Origin of the sequence: Psychromonas sp. KJ10-10, from assembly GCF_047323245.1 — a bacterium.
GTDB lineage: Bacteria > Pseudomonadota > Gammaproteobacteria > Enterobacterales > Psychromonadaceae > Psychromonas.
Map to the genome: position 1 here is coordinate 2,083,041 of NZ_CP178826.1, position 15,018 is coordinate 2,098,058.

24 protein-coding genes and 2 pseudogenes are annotated in these 15,018 nt (G+C 35.6%); 21 read left to right on the forward strand and 5 right to left on the reverse strand.

What is annotated here, in order from left to right; genetic code table 11:
* Positions 1-18: 18 nt before the first annotated feature.
* Together ACLKMH_RS12000 and ACLKMH_RS12005 are read left to right on the forward strand one after the other, a co-directional pair.
* Complete coding sequence (locus tag ACLKMH_RS12000; RefSeq protein WP_413702140.1) at positions 19-519, forward strand: GNAT family N-acetyltransferase; 501 nt, start codon at positions 19-21, stop codon at positions 517-519.
* A 36-nt stretch (positions 520-555) separates the two neighbouring features.
* On the forward strand, positions 556-1,122 hold the full coding sequence (locus ACLKMH_RS12005; RefSeq protein WP_413702141.1) for a glutathione S-transferase family protein: 567 nt from the start codon (positions 556-558) through the stop codon (positions 1,120-1,122).
* On the opposite strand, the gene ACLKMH_RS12010 is transcribed toward ACLKMH_RS12005, so the two are convergent.
* The 3 genes and pseudogenes from ACLKMH_RS12010 to ACLKMH_RS12020 all read right to left on the reverse strand — a co-directional run bounded on the left by ACLKMH_RS12010 (position 1,063) and on the right by ACLKMH_RS12020 (position 2,971).
* Positions 1,063-1,872, reverse strand: a complete 810-nt coding sequence (locus ACLKMH_RS12010) for a 4'-phosphopantetheinyl transferase family protein (RefSeq protein ID WP_413702142.1) — start codon at positions 1,870-1,872, stop codon at positions 1,063-1,065. The two genes, ACLKMH_RS12005 and ACLKMH_RS12010, sit on opposite strands and share 60 nt — an antisense overlap.
* Positions 1,873-2,000: 128 nt before the next feature.
* Entirely contained in the window at positions 2,001-2,309 is a 309-nt protein-coding gene (locus tag ACLKMH_RS12015) for a DUF496 family protein (RefSeq protein ID WP_413702143.1), read from the reverse strand.
* 152 nt (positions 2,310-2,461) lie between these two features.
* Positions 2,462-2,971 (reverse strand): annotated as a pseudogene (locus ACLKMH_RS12020) (RNA methyltransferase).
* A gap of 151 nt (positions 2,972-3,122) precedes the next feature.
* Here ACLKMH_RS12020 and ACLKMH_RS12025 point away from each other — a divergent pair.
* Genes ACLKMH_RS12025 through ACLKMH_RS12035 form a run of 3 tightly spaced genes read left to right on the forward strand, consistent with a single transcriptional unit; the run spans position 3,123 to position 4,613 of the window.
* Positions 3,123-3,446: an HDOD domain-containing protein gene (locus tag ACLKMH_RS12025; RefSeq protein ID WP_413702144.1), complete on the forward strand. Its 324-nt coding sequence runs from the start codon at positions 3,123-3,125 to the stop codon at positions 3,444-3,446.
* Entirely contained in the window at positions 3,436-3,723 is a 288-nt protein-coding gene (locus ACLKMH_RS12030) for a hypothetical protein (RefSeq protein ID WP_413702145.1), read from the forward strand. Before ACLKMH_RS12025 ends, ACLKMH_RS12030 begins: the two co-directional genes overlap by 11 nt.
* A gap of 59 nt (positions 3,724-3,782) precedes the next feature.
* A complete protein-coding gene (locus ACLKMH_RS12035) occupies positions 3,783-4,613 on the forward strand; it encodes a GAF domain-containing protein (protein ID WP_413702146.1) in 831 nt (276 codons plus the stop codon).
* Between the two features lie 31 nt (positions 4,614-4,644).
* Here the strand turns inward: ACLKMH_RS12035 and ACLKMH_RS12040 are convergent, their stop codons facing one another.
* Positions 4,645-4,980 carry a DUF2750 domain-containing protein gene (locus tag ACLKMH_RS12040; protein ID WP_413702147.1) on the reverse strand — a complete coding sequence of 112 codons (336 nt, stop codon included), beginning with the start codon at positions 4,978-4,980 and terminating at the stop codon, positions 4,645-4,647.
* 195 nt (positions 4,981-5,175) lie between these two features.
* On the opposite strand from ACLKMH_RS12040, the gene ACLKMH_RS12045 reads away from it, so the two are divergent.
* The 6 genes and pseudogenes from ACLKMH_RS12045 to ACLKMH_RS12070 all read left to right on the forward strand — a co-directional run.
* The gene (locus ACLKMH_RS12045) at positions 5,176-5,601 is read left to right on the forward strand and encodes a MarR family winged helix-turn-helix transcriptional regulator (protein WP_413702148.1); all 426 of its coding nucleotides are present in this window, start codon (positions 5,176-5,178) and stop codon (positions 5,599-5,601) included.
* Between the two features lie 38 nt (positions 5,602-5,639).
* Positions 5,640-6,617 (forward strand): Bcr/CflA family efflux MFS transporter, encoded by a 978-nt coding sequence (locus ACLKMH_RS12050; RefSeq protein WP_413702149.1) that lies wholly within the window; start codon positions 5,640-5,642, stop codon positions 6,615-6,617.
* A 4-nt stretch (positions 6,618-6,621) separates the two neighbouring features.
* Positions 6,622-6,846, forward strand: coding sequence for a hypothetical protein (locus tag ACLKMH_RS12055; RefSeq protein WP_413702150.1), 225 nt, complete (start codon positions 6,622-6,624; stop codon positions 6,844-6,846).
* Between the two features lie 31 nt (positions 6,847-6,877).
* Positions 6,878-7,543, forward strand: coding sequence for a DUF1294 domain-containing protein (locus ACLKMH_RS12060; protein ID WP_413702151.1), 666 nt, complete (start codon positions 6,878-6,880; stop codon positions 7,541-7,543).
* A 377-nt stretch (positions 7,544-7,920) separates the two neighbouring features.
* Positions 7,921-8,364, forward strand: coding sequence for a hypothetical protein (locus ACLKMH_RS12065; RefSeq protein ID WP_413702152.1), 444 nt, complete (start codon positions 7,921-7,923; stop codon positions 8,362-8,364).
* Positions 8,365-8,578: 214 nt separating this feature from the next.
* Positions 8,579-8,938, forward strand: a pseudogene (locus ACLKMH_RS12070) (transposase); the annotation flags it as partial.
* Between the two features lie 136 nt (positions 8,939-9,074).
* On the opposite strand, the gene ACLKMH_RS12075 reads toward ACLKMH_RS12070, so the two are convergent.
* A complete protein-coding gene (locus ACLKMH_RS12075) occupies positions 9,075-9,152 on the reverse strand; it encodes a hypothetical protein (protein WP_413702326.1) in 78 nt (25 codons plus the stop codon).
* On the opposite strand from ACLKMH_RS12075, the gene ACLKMH_RS12080 reads away from it, so the two are divergent.
* From ACLKMH_RS12080 to ACLKMH_RS12125, 10 genes are all read left to right on the forward strand, one after another.
* Positions 9,131-10,111, forward strand: coding sequence for a transposase (locus tag ACLKMH_RS12080; protein ID WP_413702327.1), 981 nt, complete (start codon positions 9,131-9,133; stop codon positions 10,109-10,111). The genes ACLKMH_RS12075 and ACLKMH_RS12080 overlap by 22 nt on opposite strands.
* A gap of 202 nt (positions 10,112-10,313) precedes the next feature.
* Positions 10,314-11,339: a PIN-like domain-containing protein gene (locus ACLKMH_RS12085; protein ID WP_413702153.1), complete on the forward strand. Its 1,026-nt coding sequence runs from the start codon at positions 10,314-10,316 to the stop codon at positions 11,337-11,339.
* Between the two features lie 22 nt (positions 11,340-11,361).
* Complete coding sequence (locus tag ACLKMH_RS12090) at positions 11,362-11,589, forward strand: hypothetical protein (protein ID WP_413702154.1); 228 nt, start codon at positions 11,362-11,364, stop codon at positions 11,587-11,589.
* Entirely contained in the window at positions 11,573-11,971 is a 399-nt protein-coding gene (locus ACLKMH_RS12095; protein WP_413702155.1) for a hypothetical protein, read from the forward strand. The genes ACLKMH_RS12090 and ACLKMH_RS12095 overlap by 17 nt, the downstream gene beginning before the upstream one ends.
* A gap of 41 nt (positions 11,972-12,012) precedes the next feature.
* Complete coding sequence (locus tag ACLKMH_RS12100) at positions 12,013-12,543, forward strand: hypothetical protein (protein WP_413702156.1); 531 nt, start codon at positions 12,013-12,015, stop codon at positions 12,541-12,543.
* Between the two features lie 115 nt (positions 12,544-12,658).
* On the forward strand, positions 12,659-13,132 hold the full coding sequence (locus ACLKMH_RS12105) for a GNAT family N-acetyltransferase (protein ID WP_413702157.1): 474 nt from the start codon (positions 12,659-12,661) through the stop codon (positions 13,130-13,132).
* Between the two features lie 325 nt (positions 13,133-13,457).
* Positions 13,458-13,883, forward strand: a complete 426-nt coding sequence (locus tag ACLKMH_RS12110; protein ID WP_413702158.1) for a hypothetical protein — start codon at positions 13,458-13,460, stop codon at positions 13,881-13,883.
* A 265-nt stretch (positions 13,884-14,148) separates the two neighbouring features.
* On the forward strand, positions 14,149-14,298 hold the full coding sequence (locus tag ACLKMH_RS12115) for a hypothetical protein (protein WP_413702159.1): 150 nt from the start codon (positions 14,149-14,151) through the stop codon (positions 14,296-14,298).
* 13 nt (positions 14,299-14,311) lie between these two features.
* The gene (locus tag ACLKMH_RS12120) at positions 14,312-14,494 is read left to right on the forward strand and encodes a hypothetical protein (protein ID WP_413702160.1); all 183 of its coding nucleotides are present in this window, start codon (positions 14,312-14,314) and stop codon (positions 14,492-14,494) included.
* A 117-nt stretch (positions 14,495-14,611) separates the two neighbouring features.
* Complete coding sequence (locus ACLKMH_RS12125) at positions 14,612-15,013, forward strand: hypothetical protein (RefSeq protein ID WP_413702161.1); 402 nt, start codon at positions 14,612-14,614, stop codon at positions 15,011-15,013.
* Positions 15,014-15,018: the final 5 nt, after the last annotated feature.

Sequence of the window (15,018 nt, forward strand, 5' to 3'; positions counted from 1 at the left end):
AAAGAGGAATAATGGTTTATGCCAGGGCTAAATATTAGAAGTGCAAAGGCGTCAGATTTAGATAGGTGCTTTGAAATCGAACGGGTTGCTTACGCGGGCGATGAAGGCGCCACAAAGGAAAAAATATTAACGCGAATTAACACTTATCCTGAAGGCTTTATAGTAATAGAAAATAATAAAGAGGTGATTGGATTTATAAATTCAGGTGCAACACATAAAGTGGAATTGTCCGATGAAGCCTTTAAAGAGTTAATTGGTCATGATGCAACAGGTAAGCATATTGTTATTATGTCCGTGGTGATCCACCCTGATTATCAAGGTCAAAGTTATACCTCTTTATTAATGAAGCACTTTATTGAAACAATGACAAAGTTACAAAAAGCAGAAATTTATTTAATTTGCCAAACAGAACTGGTTAAGATGTATGAAAAATACGGCTTTGACTATCTTGGAAAATCAGACTCAGACCATGGTGGTTTGAGTTGGCACGAAATGTCACTGAATTTATTGTCTAAATAATAAACCTAAGCAGGTCTAGATTAATTAAGGATATCTATGAAAATTTACGGTAGTTACACTTCACCCTTTGTTCGTCATTGTCGTATAGCGTTATTGGAAACGGATATACCCTGTGAATTTATTGAAACAGACGCAGTGCAAAGTGCGCAAATTTGCCCGACTAAAAAAGTACCTATGTTAATTGATGGTGACTTAACATTAACGGATTCGAGTTCTATTTTACGTTATCTGCGTCAAAAGGCGGGAACGCCATTTATGGATGATATACAAGACTTTGAACTGTTTAATATGACTAATACTGTCATGGATGCCTGTGTAAATATCTTCTTCTTAGAGAAGCTTGATCAGATAACAGAGGAAAAAAGCAGTTATATCAGCCGTCAAAAAGCCCGCGTATTATCTGGGCTTGAAGCATTAAATCAAACAGAGTTAAATGCTCAATTACCATTAAGTGATGGTTTAATGCGTTTGGCTTGTTTTTTAGATTGGGGGATTTATCGCGACCGTATTGATCTTAAAAAATTGACTAATTTAACACGCCTGTTAGATGTTGCACGTACTGATAAGCACTTTATCAAGACAGCGCCGCCTATCGACGGTTAAATAATAATTGCCCTTCAACTTCTGAGAATAGGCGGATAATTGGTTTTTTATCTGCCTTTTTTTATTGTTAATGGACAGCGCAATACAATGTTTATCATCGGGAAATAATAGGCGGTGATACCAATTTTGTGGTGTTTCTTCCTGACACTTTTCATTAAACAATAAACTAATATTATCGTGACAGTCTTTGCTGTTTGGCTTATGAATTTCAAAACTAAAGGTATCTAAACCTTGGCTAATTCCTAATCCGGTTGCTTTGACAAAGGCTTCTTTTAATGTCCAATATTGAAAGAACTGAGATGGGTTTGCTTTTATCAATTGATATTCCGAAGGTGAAAAGAAACGTTTTGTAATGGCTTCAATATTTATTTTACGTCCCAGGTTTTCGATATCACAACCAATGTCTTTGCTCAGTGTCAGGGCACAAATAATTAGTTCATTGTTATGGCTTAGATTAAACCTTAAGGGCAAAGGTGAGTTGCTAATTTCCGGTTTGCCGAGTTTACTAACACTAAATTGCCATTGTTGTGGTTTAACTGCTGTGTATTGAGATAATAATAAGCGAATAAAGGCTCGTGTAATAAGCGCCGTATGTTTTGCTTTATCTAACCGATAACGTGCAACTTTGTTTTGTTCTTCACTATTAAGCAGGGCATAAATTTCCTCGCTGGCTTTTATCTGTTGAGGGTTAATCATCCATACATGGATTTCATTTTCTGCTAGATCAAGGCGGGCTTGGGGATTGACCATAAAGAGTTATTACTTATTTTATCATTTTTTAGATAACAAAAAGGAGGATTTCTCCTCCTATGTTTTATTAACTACACAAAGTTTTATTAACTACACAAAGTTTTATTAACTACACAAAATTGCTTAAATTATTTTTTTGGTAAGTTATCTAGCAATTTAAATGAATTAATCTTTTTGTTTACTTCACGGCGTTCTTTAGAAAGCTCTGCGCCAAGAATAATATGATCATCTACACGATCTTCATAATCACATAACATGTTTTCAATGATTTTTTTAACATCATTTGGCTCCATGTCAGGAGTAATGTAATCTAATAAATTACCTAGTAGCTCCACACGCTTACGGTTATCACGAACTTTTTTCTCGTTATCAAGAATTTCACGTTTTAATTTATTTTTGCGGCGTGCGTTTTTTACTAATTCAAGTACATTCGACATTGGTTATACCTTCTTTTTTATTATCATTTTTTATATTCTATCTTTTAATTATCTATTATACCTATTGATAAGTATAACGCCTTTTTATTTTAAAAATAAACACAGATAATCGCAATAAAATAGTGTTGTATCATTAAAAAAATAATTAATGGTTATTTTTTAACTCTAACTCGGTTGTTTGTGTCTCGGCTTTTTTAATTAAATCATTATCGGTAATAAAAATATCTGATTTCGATAATCTATCGTAAAGCAAAACGTTCACAGTAGTCGCCAGATTCATGCAACCTATCGTCGGAACATAAACAACGGCATCAGCTTGGTTTATTAATTGTTGGCTTAAGGTACCATCTTCTGGTCCGAATAAATAGATTGCCTTAGCAGGGTGTTGAAAATTAGGTAAGGGAATTGCGCCTTCAACTAAATCGACACAAATAACTTTTACATCCTCCGCAATATCATCTAATAAATGTGCCTTTTGCTTTAAAGGGATGTGCTGACTTATTTTTTTAGTATCCGTATTAAGTTTAATTGCGCGGTCGTAACGGGTACCAGTGTAAACTACTTGATTGACATTATAACAACCCGCAAAGACGCATAATCGCGCCAACATTGGTTGGGCTTTTAGGATTACTTAAACCAATATGTATATTATTTTCTGACATTTAGATTCTTAATAGGAAATAAATTGCCATATTCTAATCTTTGCTCAAGTGTTTAGCAAAACTTGAATAATAGAATTACTACGAGCATTAAGTTTGTGTATTGTGTGAAGAGGTAAGCAAAGTTGTTACTGCTTTTATTTGTTTTGGTGCTATGGTTAATATAATTAACCTTCTTGGAAAAATAGATGCCCGAAAAAAGAAAAAGTCGCTAAAACAATGGATTGAAATTCTATCACAACAAGAATTACCAGCGATTACTTCGGTTGCCTGCACCTTAGATAAGTTTTCAAATGATGATATATCTTCAATACCTTCACTCAGTAAAGCGATTTTGCATGATCAAGCTTTATCAGCAAGCATATTAAAAGTTGTTAATAATATGCCACGCAGTGCTGGTAGCAGAGTCAACACCATTTCTCGTGCTCGCTACTATTTTAGGTATTCAAACAGTAAAAAATGTTTGCATGACGGCTAAAATTTTAGACCGTTTATTGGCGAACAAAAACTTAACACCTATTATTCATCATCGCTTAACAAAACTGATGGCAAATGCATTCTATGCCGGTTTGTTATCAAAAATGATGTTGCCACGTCATGCTGATGATACACAGGAAGAAGTCTATATAGCATCGATGCTCTACCATATTGGTGAAACTGCATTTTGGAGTATGCCCAGTAAAGAATCTAATTTGTTATGCCATTATTTTTATTTGCCCGAGGCTAAATTTCAAAAAAATGCGAAGCAGAATTAGGTTTTCATTTTAGTGAGTTAAGTGCGGGTCTTGTTGAAGCATGGAAGTTAAATGATTTAATGGTTAAGTCTCAAGATAAACCAGAAAGTCGTTCCGTTGAGATCCAATCAATTTTTTTAGCAAATGAATTAAGTGATGCGATTTCTAAACCTCCTGACAGTAAATCTGAGTTTGATAATATTTTAAAACGTGTCAGTCGTATTATGAATATTGATGTCATCAACCTAGAGTCTGAAATAGAAGAAACACGTTCACTTGCAACAAATCTATTAAGTAGTTATGGCGCATCAGTTTTAGAAAAACATATTAAAGTATTACCCGATAAAGCTTCCTTTACAGAGTTAATTGAAAGCAACCAATTTTTTGGAATAAGTAAAGAAAGGGCGGTTTTAGAATGTATACAAAGCCTGAGTCAAATGACCTATTCAAGCAAAGATATTAATGCTTTTCTTAGTTTTACATTACAAAAAATCACCCAAGTAATTGGCTTTGATAGAGCATCTTTTTGGATTGTTAACAAGCAATATGGGGTTGTAGAATCGCGTAGCACCTATAATAAAAAAGGTCAGGCTGAAACATTCCATCGCAAATTACCGTTTAAAAATTGTATCAATATTGTCAGCCATGTCATTGATATTGATAGAGCAGTATTAGTTAATGATTGTAAAGATGAAGAGTGGTGTCATTTGATGTCACAGGAGCTACAGCAATTAATTGTGACTGGTGTTATTTGTTTTGCCACGGTAAAAATAGGAGGCAAAGTGGTTGGTATTATAAGTGCACAAAGGTTTAAGAATAATGAAAAAATTAGTGAAGATGATTTCTCATTATTTAATTTTTTAATTGAGCACTTGAATATTTGTTTAAGCTTAACGTCTCATCATAAATAATCACTCAGGTTAAGCTTATTTTAAATTTGAATTATAGTGCTTCTATTTCGGTTAACGCTTGCGTCAGCTCTGCAAGGTCGACTTCTGCATCACCGGCTTGGTCACCCCAGTTAAGGCCAATTACAACATGATCTGCTAATAAATCATCAACCCAAAATTCAAACCAATCTGCTAGGGTAATTTCGCTAGCAACATAATCTTGCCATTCGTCAACGCAATGAACTTCTGCTAATGCTTTGCTTGACCATAACGGCATTACATCGGTTTCTTCAAACTGTAATGAGTCAAGTACAACCCAATCTTCGCTTTCTTTATCTTGCAGTTGCCCAAAGTGTTTGTGTGGGTTTGACCGCCTGTAAAAATGCATTCAATTGTTGTTTATTATCCATTTTATTTCTCAGTTTGTTTATTGAAATGTGATTGTACGTGATTGCATCAGTAGCGTCTTCAATAAAAATGAATGTTAGCAATAAATAATAGTTGATAGAGTCAACAAATATTGCTATTTTAGTTGACTAAGTCAACGGTATTTAAACTGGTTGTATTTTTATTGGAGGAAACTGTGACAAATTATCAGCGTATTAACCACGCATTACGCGCTATTCATATGAATATTAGATGTAATATGCATGCGGAAGTGAAACGTCAACAGGTTGATTTTTCACCACTTGAACATATTGCAATGCAAAATATATTTAAATGCAGTGGTGCTTCACAGCAAATGCTAGTGGAGATAATGAACAAAGACAAAGCACAAATAGCCCGGATCGTGGCGCGGTTATTACGCCAGGATTTAATTATTAAGCAAGAAAGTCCTGAGGATAAACGTTGCGTATTGCTAAACCTGAGCGATAAAGGTGAAAAACTACTAAAACGATTAGATGAAGTGGAGTTAGAGGTGCTTGGTGATATGTTGACGGGATTTTCAGAACAAGAGTCAGCTTCTTTAATGGTTTTATTAGAACGCATTAATCAAAATTTTAAATAAAAGGTGATCCAGAATCACCCTGTAGGAAATAATAAATAATGAAACAAACACAAAGTATATTAGGTCAAAGAGGCATGTTGTTCTTTTTGGTTATCATCAGTGCTTTTCCGCCTTTTACAATGGATTTATACCTGCCCGCATTGCCACAAATGATGGAAGTTTTTAATACCAATCAAACCATGGTTAATCTAACACTTAGTTTATATTTTGTGGTGTATGCCTTTGGTTTATTATTCTGGGGGCCTTTAAGTGATAAATATGGGCGCAAACCTATCTTATTATTAGGTATTGTTGTGTATTCAATTGCCAGCATTTTTTGTGCATTTGCAACTAATATTGAGCACTTAATTTTTTACCGAATCATTCAAGCCTTTGGTGGTAGTGCGGTAACTGTGGTAGCGACAGCGATTGTAAAAGATCTGTATGATGGCCGAGAAAGAGAGAAAATAATGGCAACTATCATGTCATTAGTGATCATTGCACCGATGATTGCACCGGTTTTAGGTGCCTTTTTACTTAAAATTGCATCATGGCCAATGATCTTTATTGTACTGGCTATCTTTGGTGCTTTTGCGGGTATATTGGCGATTTTATATGAAGAAACCTTAGTCGAACGCCACTCTGATTCAATGATAAAATCCTGGGGACGCTTAACCGTCGTGGTAAGAAACCCTAACTTTGTTAGCTTGTTATGTATTTTTTCAATTATCCCGATGGCATTGTTAGCTTTTCTTGGAGCAGGGTCATATATTTATATCAATGGATTTGGCTTAACAGAGCAAGAGTTTAGTTATGCCTTTGCATTTAATGCTTTTTTTGCATCCTTTGGCCCGCGTCTTTATATTAAACTTTCGCAAAAAATATCTATTGAGACAATCATAAGCAGTTGTTTTGCGTTATTAACTGCCTGTGGCATTTTAACCTATAGCATAGGTTACTTATCTCCATGGGTTTTTGCATTTTTAGCGAGCACCTGCGACGCTTGCCGTGATCTCTATCCGTATTCCTGGTACTAATTTAATGTTAAACCAACAGGATAAAGACACGGGTTCAGCCGTTGCTATCATCCAGTTTTTAGGCATGATTTGTGGCTCAATCGGAGTGTTATTAGTATCGCTTAACCCTGATACCTTGATTGAAAACTTAGGTACTATTCAGTTTATGATCGGCGCAACGGGCGGTACCTTATGGTGGTTTGTCAGAAGGCGTGCTTATGTTGTAAACAACTTACCTGATATGACTTAATATTGGTCAGAGATACTTTTAGGGATATAAAGTGGCTAAACTTCAGGGAAAAATTAATAATTGGAATGATGATAAAGGTTTTGGTTTTGTACAGCCAAATGATGGCGGAGTGCGTGCATTTGTTCATATCAAAGCCTTTAATACACGTTCACGAAGACCTGAAAACGGTGATGTTATTATTTATGAACTGGTTAAAGAAAATAATAATCGCTATAAAGCGAATAATATCAATTTTGCCAGTGAATATAATAAAGTTCGCCAGAGACATGTAACAAATAATAGCCACAAAAACTCTAAACCTAAAAATAATATATTAGGCTTGTTACTAACAGTTTGCTTTTGCATCGGTCTAACATTGGCTGTTTTTAAAGCTAAGATACCTGTTTATATTGGTTTCGCATATTTGATCATTAGCTTGATAACGATTCTTGTATACGCAAAAGACAAATATGCGACTCAAAGTGATCGTTGGAGAACCCCCGAAGCCACCTTACACAGCTTATCCTTAATCGGTGGCTGGCCCGGTGCATTATTCGCACAAAAAATACTACGCCATAAAACCAGCAAAAATGAATTTATCAGCACTTATCGATTTACAGTATTTTTAAATGTAGTTGCTTTGTTCCTTTTGTTCACAAAGCAAGGGCAAAGCTTTTTGCATGGAGTTGTTTTACCGTTATTGAGTGAAGCTTTCTAGCTATTAGCTTCGAGCTTGATATGATCCCAAAAAGTAGACCATTTTATTAGCAGTTTTATGGCTGTTTAACTTAATAAAATAAGCAATGATGTTACATTGATGTCTTTACTGGAAACTAACAAAAGTACTTTGATGTTGGAAAATCAAGTGAGTAGGTTGATTTCATCTATTAAACAGTAAATTAGGTTTATTTAAAAAATCTAAATATACAACACAGTGACGTAATATTCATTTCACAATTATATGTATAGTGTTTATAGTTTATTGATTTAATTTATGTTTTTAGCTATGGTGATGTTTTTATTAACTGAGATATACAACAGGGATATTACGTCACTTGGTTGTGTATAAAACTGTTATGCATTAAGGCGTTATAAATGAATCTTAAATATTACCTAAAGTCATATTTAAAGAAGAATAGAATGGCAGAAAGATGTGAGCCACTTATTAAAGAGTTAAATATAAGTGGTTTTGGCGAAAGAAACTATTGTTTTGCAAATGCAATGAAAGCACTTCATAGTAAGCAAAACGTCGATAAATATGTCCTAGGATGGTTATATTTTACATCTAAGACTGAAAGTTCACCTGTAGAACATGCTTGGGTGAAAATAGGCGATGAATATCATGATCCAACACCAATCGACAACAAAGAAAAATTGAAGTTAAGGTATTCACCTGTCTTTGAGCTAGATAAAAAGGAAGTTAAAGAAGTAATAGATTCACTTCTTACAAGTGAAGAGCTTGAACAAAGTAAAAGAGGAGAGGTTGTGAGTTTTTATCCTCCAATGATTCAACATGTTAAGGATTTTAGAAATGCATAACAAGTCGTTTAAACGGAATAAAAACAGTTGGTTATCGCTTCGCGATTTTAACCAACCATTTTTATCCGCTTAACGAGGCGTTGAGGCTGTAGAATTTCTCCCAAAAGAGCGTTTATCGCTCTTTTTTAATTTTGTCGACATTGTACGAAAAATGAACTTGAATGCGGTGATCGACTGTGATCTAATAGTTATTATTCGCTCAGAGTTAAATGTGATGGCCAACTATAAACCTGACTTATCCTGCCAAAGTAAATTCATTCCGATTGATTTTGCACAGCAAATTATCCCCGGTACCTTTGAATACGCGCTTTCTCATATCGTTGATAAGCACCTTGATTTATCCTCCTTTGATAGCTTCTATAAAAATGATCGATGCGGTGCAGTTGCTTATCCTCCTTCTGTTATGTTAAAAATTATACTGTTTGCGTATTCTAGAGGATTAGTGGGGAGTCGCCGTATTGCTGAAGCTTGTGAAAAAAATATTACCTTTATGAGTTTATCGGGCGATGTACAACCTCATTACACTTCCATTGCTAGCTTCGTTGCTAAAATGAAAGATCAAATCGAACCACTTTTTACTCAAGTATTAATGATATGTGACCGCGAAGGTTTGATAGGCCGTAACATGTTTGCGATTGACGGATGTAAAATCAGATCGAATGCCAGTAAAGAATGGAGTGGTACATTTGATGAACTTGAACGCAAACAAGCTAAGTTACGTCGAGCGAGCCAACGCATATTAGCTCGTCATCAAGCACAAGATAGTTTGAGTGAAGATGAAGTTGCACATGATTTAAAACAGCAGGCTAAACTTGATAAAAGTGCAGATAAAATCAAAGAATTTTTAGCGACCAATGAAGAAAAGCTAGGTAGTCAGAGAAAGCCTGTGAAAAGTAATATTACCGATCCAGACAGCGCCAAAATGACGACCAGTAAAGGGACGATTCAAGGCTATAACGGCATAGCCATTAACGATGATAAGCACCAAGTGATTATGCAGGCCCAAGTTTGGGGAAGTGTGGGAGAGCAACAAACGTTAAAACCCGCTATCGAAGATTTAAAAAAACAACTGACTGAACTTGGTACACCTGATGCTTTGTGTGAAGCAAAGTTTACTGCTGATAGCGGTTTTCATAGTGAAGTGAACCTTGAGTTTATGGCGACAACAGGGCTCGATGCTTACATTGCCGATACTGCATTTAGAAGCCGGAATCCATTATTTAAAGAGAGCGAAACCTATCATACAGAGCAAGAAAAACGACGATTGAAACGCAGTAAAGGCCGGGCGAGATTGTTTAATAGCAAAGACTTTTACTTTGATAAAAAGAAAAATGAATGCCACTGTCCAGCAGGAAAAGAGATGTGGTTAAGTGTTAAAAATGTTGAAACCGCCGGTCGGCAATATGTTCGGTTCTCTGGTTATTTAAAAGATTGCCGTGTTTGCCCATTACAAAAGCAATGCATGCGAAAAGCGCCCACTAAACAAGGTCGGCAAGTGCAATTTGAAACAGGCAAAACAACGAAGAGCATTTCTTATACCGATAGAATGCGAGTGAAAATAGATAGTAGCCCTGGCAGACGTGAATACAGTAAACGACTCGGTGCTATTGAGCCTGTGTTTGGTAATATTACTGTGAATAAAGGCATGAATAAATTCACACTGCGCGGTCAAGAGAAAGTGAATACCCAGTGGCAGATGTATTGCCTTGTTCATAACATTGAGAAATTAAGGAATAGTTTACATTAACCCAAGGGTTAAGCCCTTAAACCGCAATAATCCAGCCTATTTAGCCTCATAAACACTTTTACAACTCAAATTAATCAATCATTTATTGAAAATCGAATAATCTATTGGAATCTCAACTAAATATGAATTAATGTGGTTTTTATTTTAATTAATCAGGCTGAAAATGAGAAATTCTACAGCCTCGTTCAATGAAGGATATTGTATGAAGGATCTGTTCCCCGGCCACTTCAAAGAAAGTGAGCGGCATCTTAGAGAAGTATGGGATACGTCACTGTTCGTGTTTGATGCAAATATCTTATTAAATTTGTATCGATACTCAGATACGACAAGAAGTGAATTTCTTCGTATTTTAGAGAAGATTAAAAACAGAGTATGGCTACCACATAGGGCGACAGAAGAATATTTTAACAATCGTTTGTCTGTAATAGATCAACAAGAAAAATCATATGATGACACTACAAAATCGATTAATTCTTTGAGAAGCGATCTAGAAAATGCTCGACAACATCCTTTTGTTAGCTCACGCACAATGGGTAAAGTAAGTCGAGTATTTGAAGAGCTTTGTGAGGAATTAAAGAATAATAAATCTGTTCATACTGCTCGAATATCGAACGATGAGATCAAAGATGCTATAGCATCTATTTTTGAAAACAGGGTCGGTTCACCTTTCGAAAAAGATAAGCTTGAAGAGCTTATTTTGGAAGGTGAAGAGAGGTATAAACAAAAAATACCCCCAGGTTTCAAAGACGGATCCAAATCTGGTGATAGTGAGGTTTTTGTTGAGAAGTGCAGAAAGTACGGTGACCTTATAGTTTGGTCTCAGGTAATTGATAAGGCAATCGAATCAGGAAAAGGCGTCGTATTAGTCACTGATGATAAAAAAGAAGATTGGTGGGAAAAATTCAAAGGAAAAACTGTAGGCCCGCGCCCTGAGCTAGTAAAGGAGTTTAAGGATAGGGCAAAAAATACGTTCCATATGTATCAAGCTGACCGTTTTCTAGAGCTGGCGAGAGAGAATCTAGACGAACAAGTCAGTGAAGAAGTGGTTGAAGAGATAAGGGAGGTGAAGCGACGAGATAAGCTTGCTCACAAACGCATGAGAGAGATGGAGTACTTAAAAAGACGAAAAATGGAAATGAACCATCTATTCCAAGAGTTGGATCACAGTAAGCATAGAATGATGGCACATGAAGCAGAACGTCATATGCTTCAGCAGCTGTATGCATGAGCTAGAGTCAATGCGGAATGACATGCGACATCATAAGGATCACCTATTAAGAGAAGACATAGATAATCCAGAATATGAGCCAATAATGAAGCGATATTCGGCACTTTCTGAAGAATATGCACAAGTTAGACATAACCTAGAAAATTCATCGATGAAGCAACAAGATATGCAAATGAAAATGATGGGGTTAGAGAAAGAAGTCTCCCATCGCATGAAAATCATTGAACAAGAAAATGCAGTGGACTCGTAAACTCGCCGCTGATTTTGGCGTTATAAGGCATAAAATGGACGTAACGTTAATTTTATTAATACTAATAAATTTCGCCAGCTCAGGTATGAAGATGGGGCGTCATATGACTTTGCTATTTCAAGAGCTAAAGGAAAAAGATAGGGAATTGTGGAAAGATTTAGCACAGCTCAATACATCAAATATGTTTGATGTGCCAGGGTATATGCGAGGGAACATAATTTTATTTAAGGGAAGCAAACAATTAGAAGTTCATCCAATATTGTCGCAAAGGTATCGTTTGGCTCGTAAATGGTTTTTATGGTTCCAAATTAGCAACATTGTTTTGTTTGTTATTTTGTTTGTTATTTTGTTTGTTTTGGTATTTAGTAAAAATGTCTTATAACAAGTGCAATCAATCGGACGCATAAACAGTTGTCATCGTTTTTGCGAAAACAAAAAAACGCAAAAACAACGCCAACTTATGCGCCGTTGTTGCAGGCGTTAGACTTACAAATCGAGGCATTAATGGAAATACTATATTCGGGTGGTTTACAGATTCGTTCCCACGATGCAGAAGAGCCTTTGCTAAATATCAATACTTTCTTAAATGGTGAGCTAGCTTTATACAAATTGTATAGCTCTATAAGTAATGAAGACTACCCAATTGCTCAAGACTGCTTTGGTGATCAATTCTTGATTCGAAATAATTTAGTGATTAAGCTGAAGGCAGAAACAGGAGACATTGAAGAATATAATTGTACTTGGGAGGAGTTTTTGTCTTGGGTTGATGAAGATCCTATTGAAAGATTGGATTTACCCGAGGATGTAAAACTTGAGAATGGTAAGTTGTTATTTGCCTATCCTCCGTTTTGCACTGTTGAAGGTAGTAATGCTTCAATAAAAGCAATCGATGGTATGGAACTGATAAGCTTTCATGCTAATTTTGTAAAACAAATTACTGGTGAGCAAGCCTAACAAGGGCGTTTAAATCGGACACTAAAACAGTTCGTCATTTTTGCAAAAAATACGCAAAAATACCGCCCAGTTTTATTGCCGATTAACGTGGCGTTAGCAATAATCAAGAGTATGCATGGAAATCAACTTTAGAGTAGCAACAATTAAGGATTCTGAAATAATAGGTTCTTTAGTTGTAGAACTTACAACTGAGATTTGTGAGTTAACAAAAGCACAGCATTTTGATATTGATCTTAATGGAACAATTCAAAGATGTAACGAATTAATTACTGACGGCCACTATTCGGCAATTATTGGCGTTTATAAAAATAATCCAATTGCTGTCGTTACTATGGCAGAAACATATGCATTATATGCTGGTGGAAAAATAGGCATAATCCAAGAGTTTTATGTTTCTCCTGAATTCAGAGCTTCCGGTGTTGGCTCAATGTTAATTGAGCAAGTTCAAGATTATGGGAAAAAGCATAATTGGTCATGTATTGAGTTATGTACACCGCCTTTACCAGAGTTTGAGCGCACACTAAATTTTTACCAAAAAAACGGTTTAATTCCTGTTGGTGGTCGTAAAATGAGGCAGGCATTGGCGTAAGTTATTGCTAACAAGCAATTCATCACCCAATAGCACACCAATAGGGTCACCCTTAGTTAGTCCCTAAACGATCAGACAACTCAAATTAGTCATCGTTACACAATAACTTGCGCTAAATTATTTTCAAAAAGCCTGAAATGACCGCCTCTTTTGAAACTAAAGCGCAAGTAATTTTGAAGCCGATCCTTAATCAATCATTTATTGAAAACCGAATAATCTATTGGAATCTCAACTAAATATGAATTAGTGTGGTCTTTATTTTAAATAATCAGGCTGAAAATGAAAAATTCTACAGCCTACTTATATACTCATGGAGGGTTTAGCGGTGTTCTCAAACTTCGGTAAATGTACTTGTGGACAAACTAAGGTAAAAATTAGCCTTCCTGAAACATTAGATAAATTTAGCCCACGAGCATGCGATTGTGACTTCTGCGTTTCTCGAAATATTTCTTACCTATCTCATCCTGAGGGAGAGTTAGAAATAGAAAGCGCGTTTCCTCTAAAAATTCTGAAACAAGGCTCTAACCAAGCAAGCTTTATTACATGTAGCAGTTGTAAGTCCGTAATTGCATCTTCGCTACAGCTAGAAGATAAACTTGTTGGGGCTTTAAACTCTCCATTATTGTCTGATTTTTCTCTACTCCAAAATCCTACTATTGTTTCTCCTAAAAAGCTAAAAGCACAAGAAAAAGTAGAACGGTGGCAAAAACTTTGGCTCAATATTAAAGTAAATGGAGTTGGTCGCATATAAAAAACAATAGGATCACCCATCAGTTAGTTCCGCTCAAGCTTGTATGCAAATTTCCTTGGGTGTTTTCTCAACCAAGGAGTGCCATTAGGGTCACCCATTAGTTAGATCCATAAACGATCATACAACTCAAATTAATCAATCATTTATTGAAAATCGAATAATCTATTTGAATCTCAACTAAATATGAAATAATGTGGTTTTTATTTTAAATAATCAGGCTGAAAATGAGAAATTCTACAGCCTCGTTATATGTTTTCGGGGTATCGTGAATAAATCAGAATTTGTAAGTTTAATTAAAGAAGTCGTTTCTGACTCTGCTGTCGAAGATACTATGGAGAACCTACAGAGTCCTCCTGGCAGAAAGCCTAACGAGGAAATGATGAAGCGTTTCTCAATGGTACAACGCCTTATCTGAGCAAGATAAAGTAATGCTACGTTCCATTATTAGCGAAGCTGTTGATGAATCTGTTTTTGGCTTTCTTTGCGTAATAGATGGAGTCAGATCCATTAGTAATGGTGGTGAGGAGAATGGTTTACAGTTAATCCACCGCTCCACGAGGTTAAATGATGAAACTAATGAAATGTTGCATGATATATACAACAACATATAACAAGAGTTTTAAAATCGGACAAAAAACAGTTGGCTTTGTTCGTTCCTCACAAATTGTAGCCAACTATTTTTAGTCGCTTAAAACGGCGTTAAATGGGCTGGCATTGTTCGGAGAGTTATGAAAAGTCCTGAATTAGCTACACTAGATAAAAATTCTTGGAAACTCGAATCAGGTGTAATAAGACATAAGCTAAATCCACAAAGCTTTTGGATACCTGATGAAAGTATTAGGAATAATGTTGATAAAGGTGCGGCTGTAAAACTCCTTTTTATTATTGAAAGTGAGGATAATAATGGAGAGATCTACCAAGAATGTGAAAGGATGTGGGTTATTGTTTTAAACTCAAATAAAAACTTTTATTTTGGTGTTTTGGATAGCGATGTTGATTGTGTAAAGTCAGAAATAGGAGCTTTGCGGCGAGGTTCTAAACTATGTTTTAAGCCAGAACATATTATTGATATTGACTATCCTCCAAAAGAATATTTGGAAGAAAACTATCCAGATGAGTTTGCCATTTAACAAGA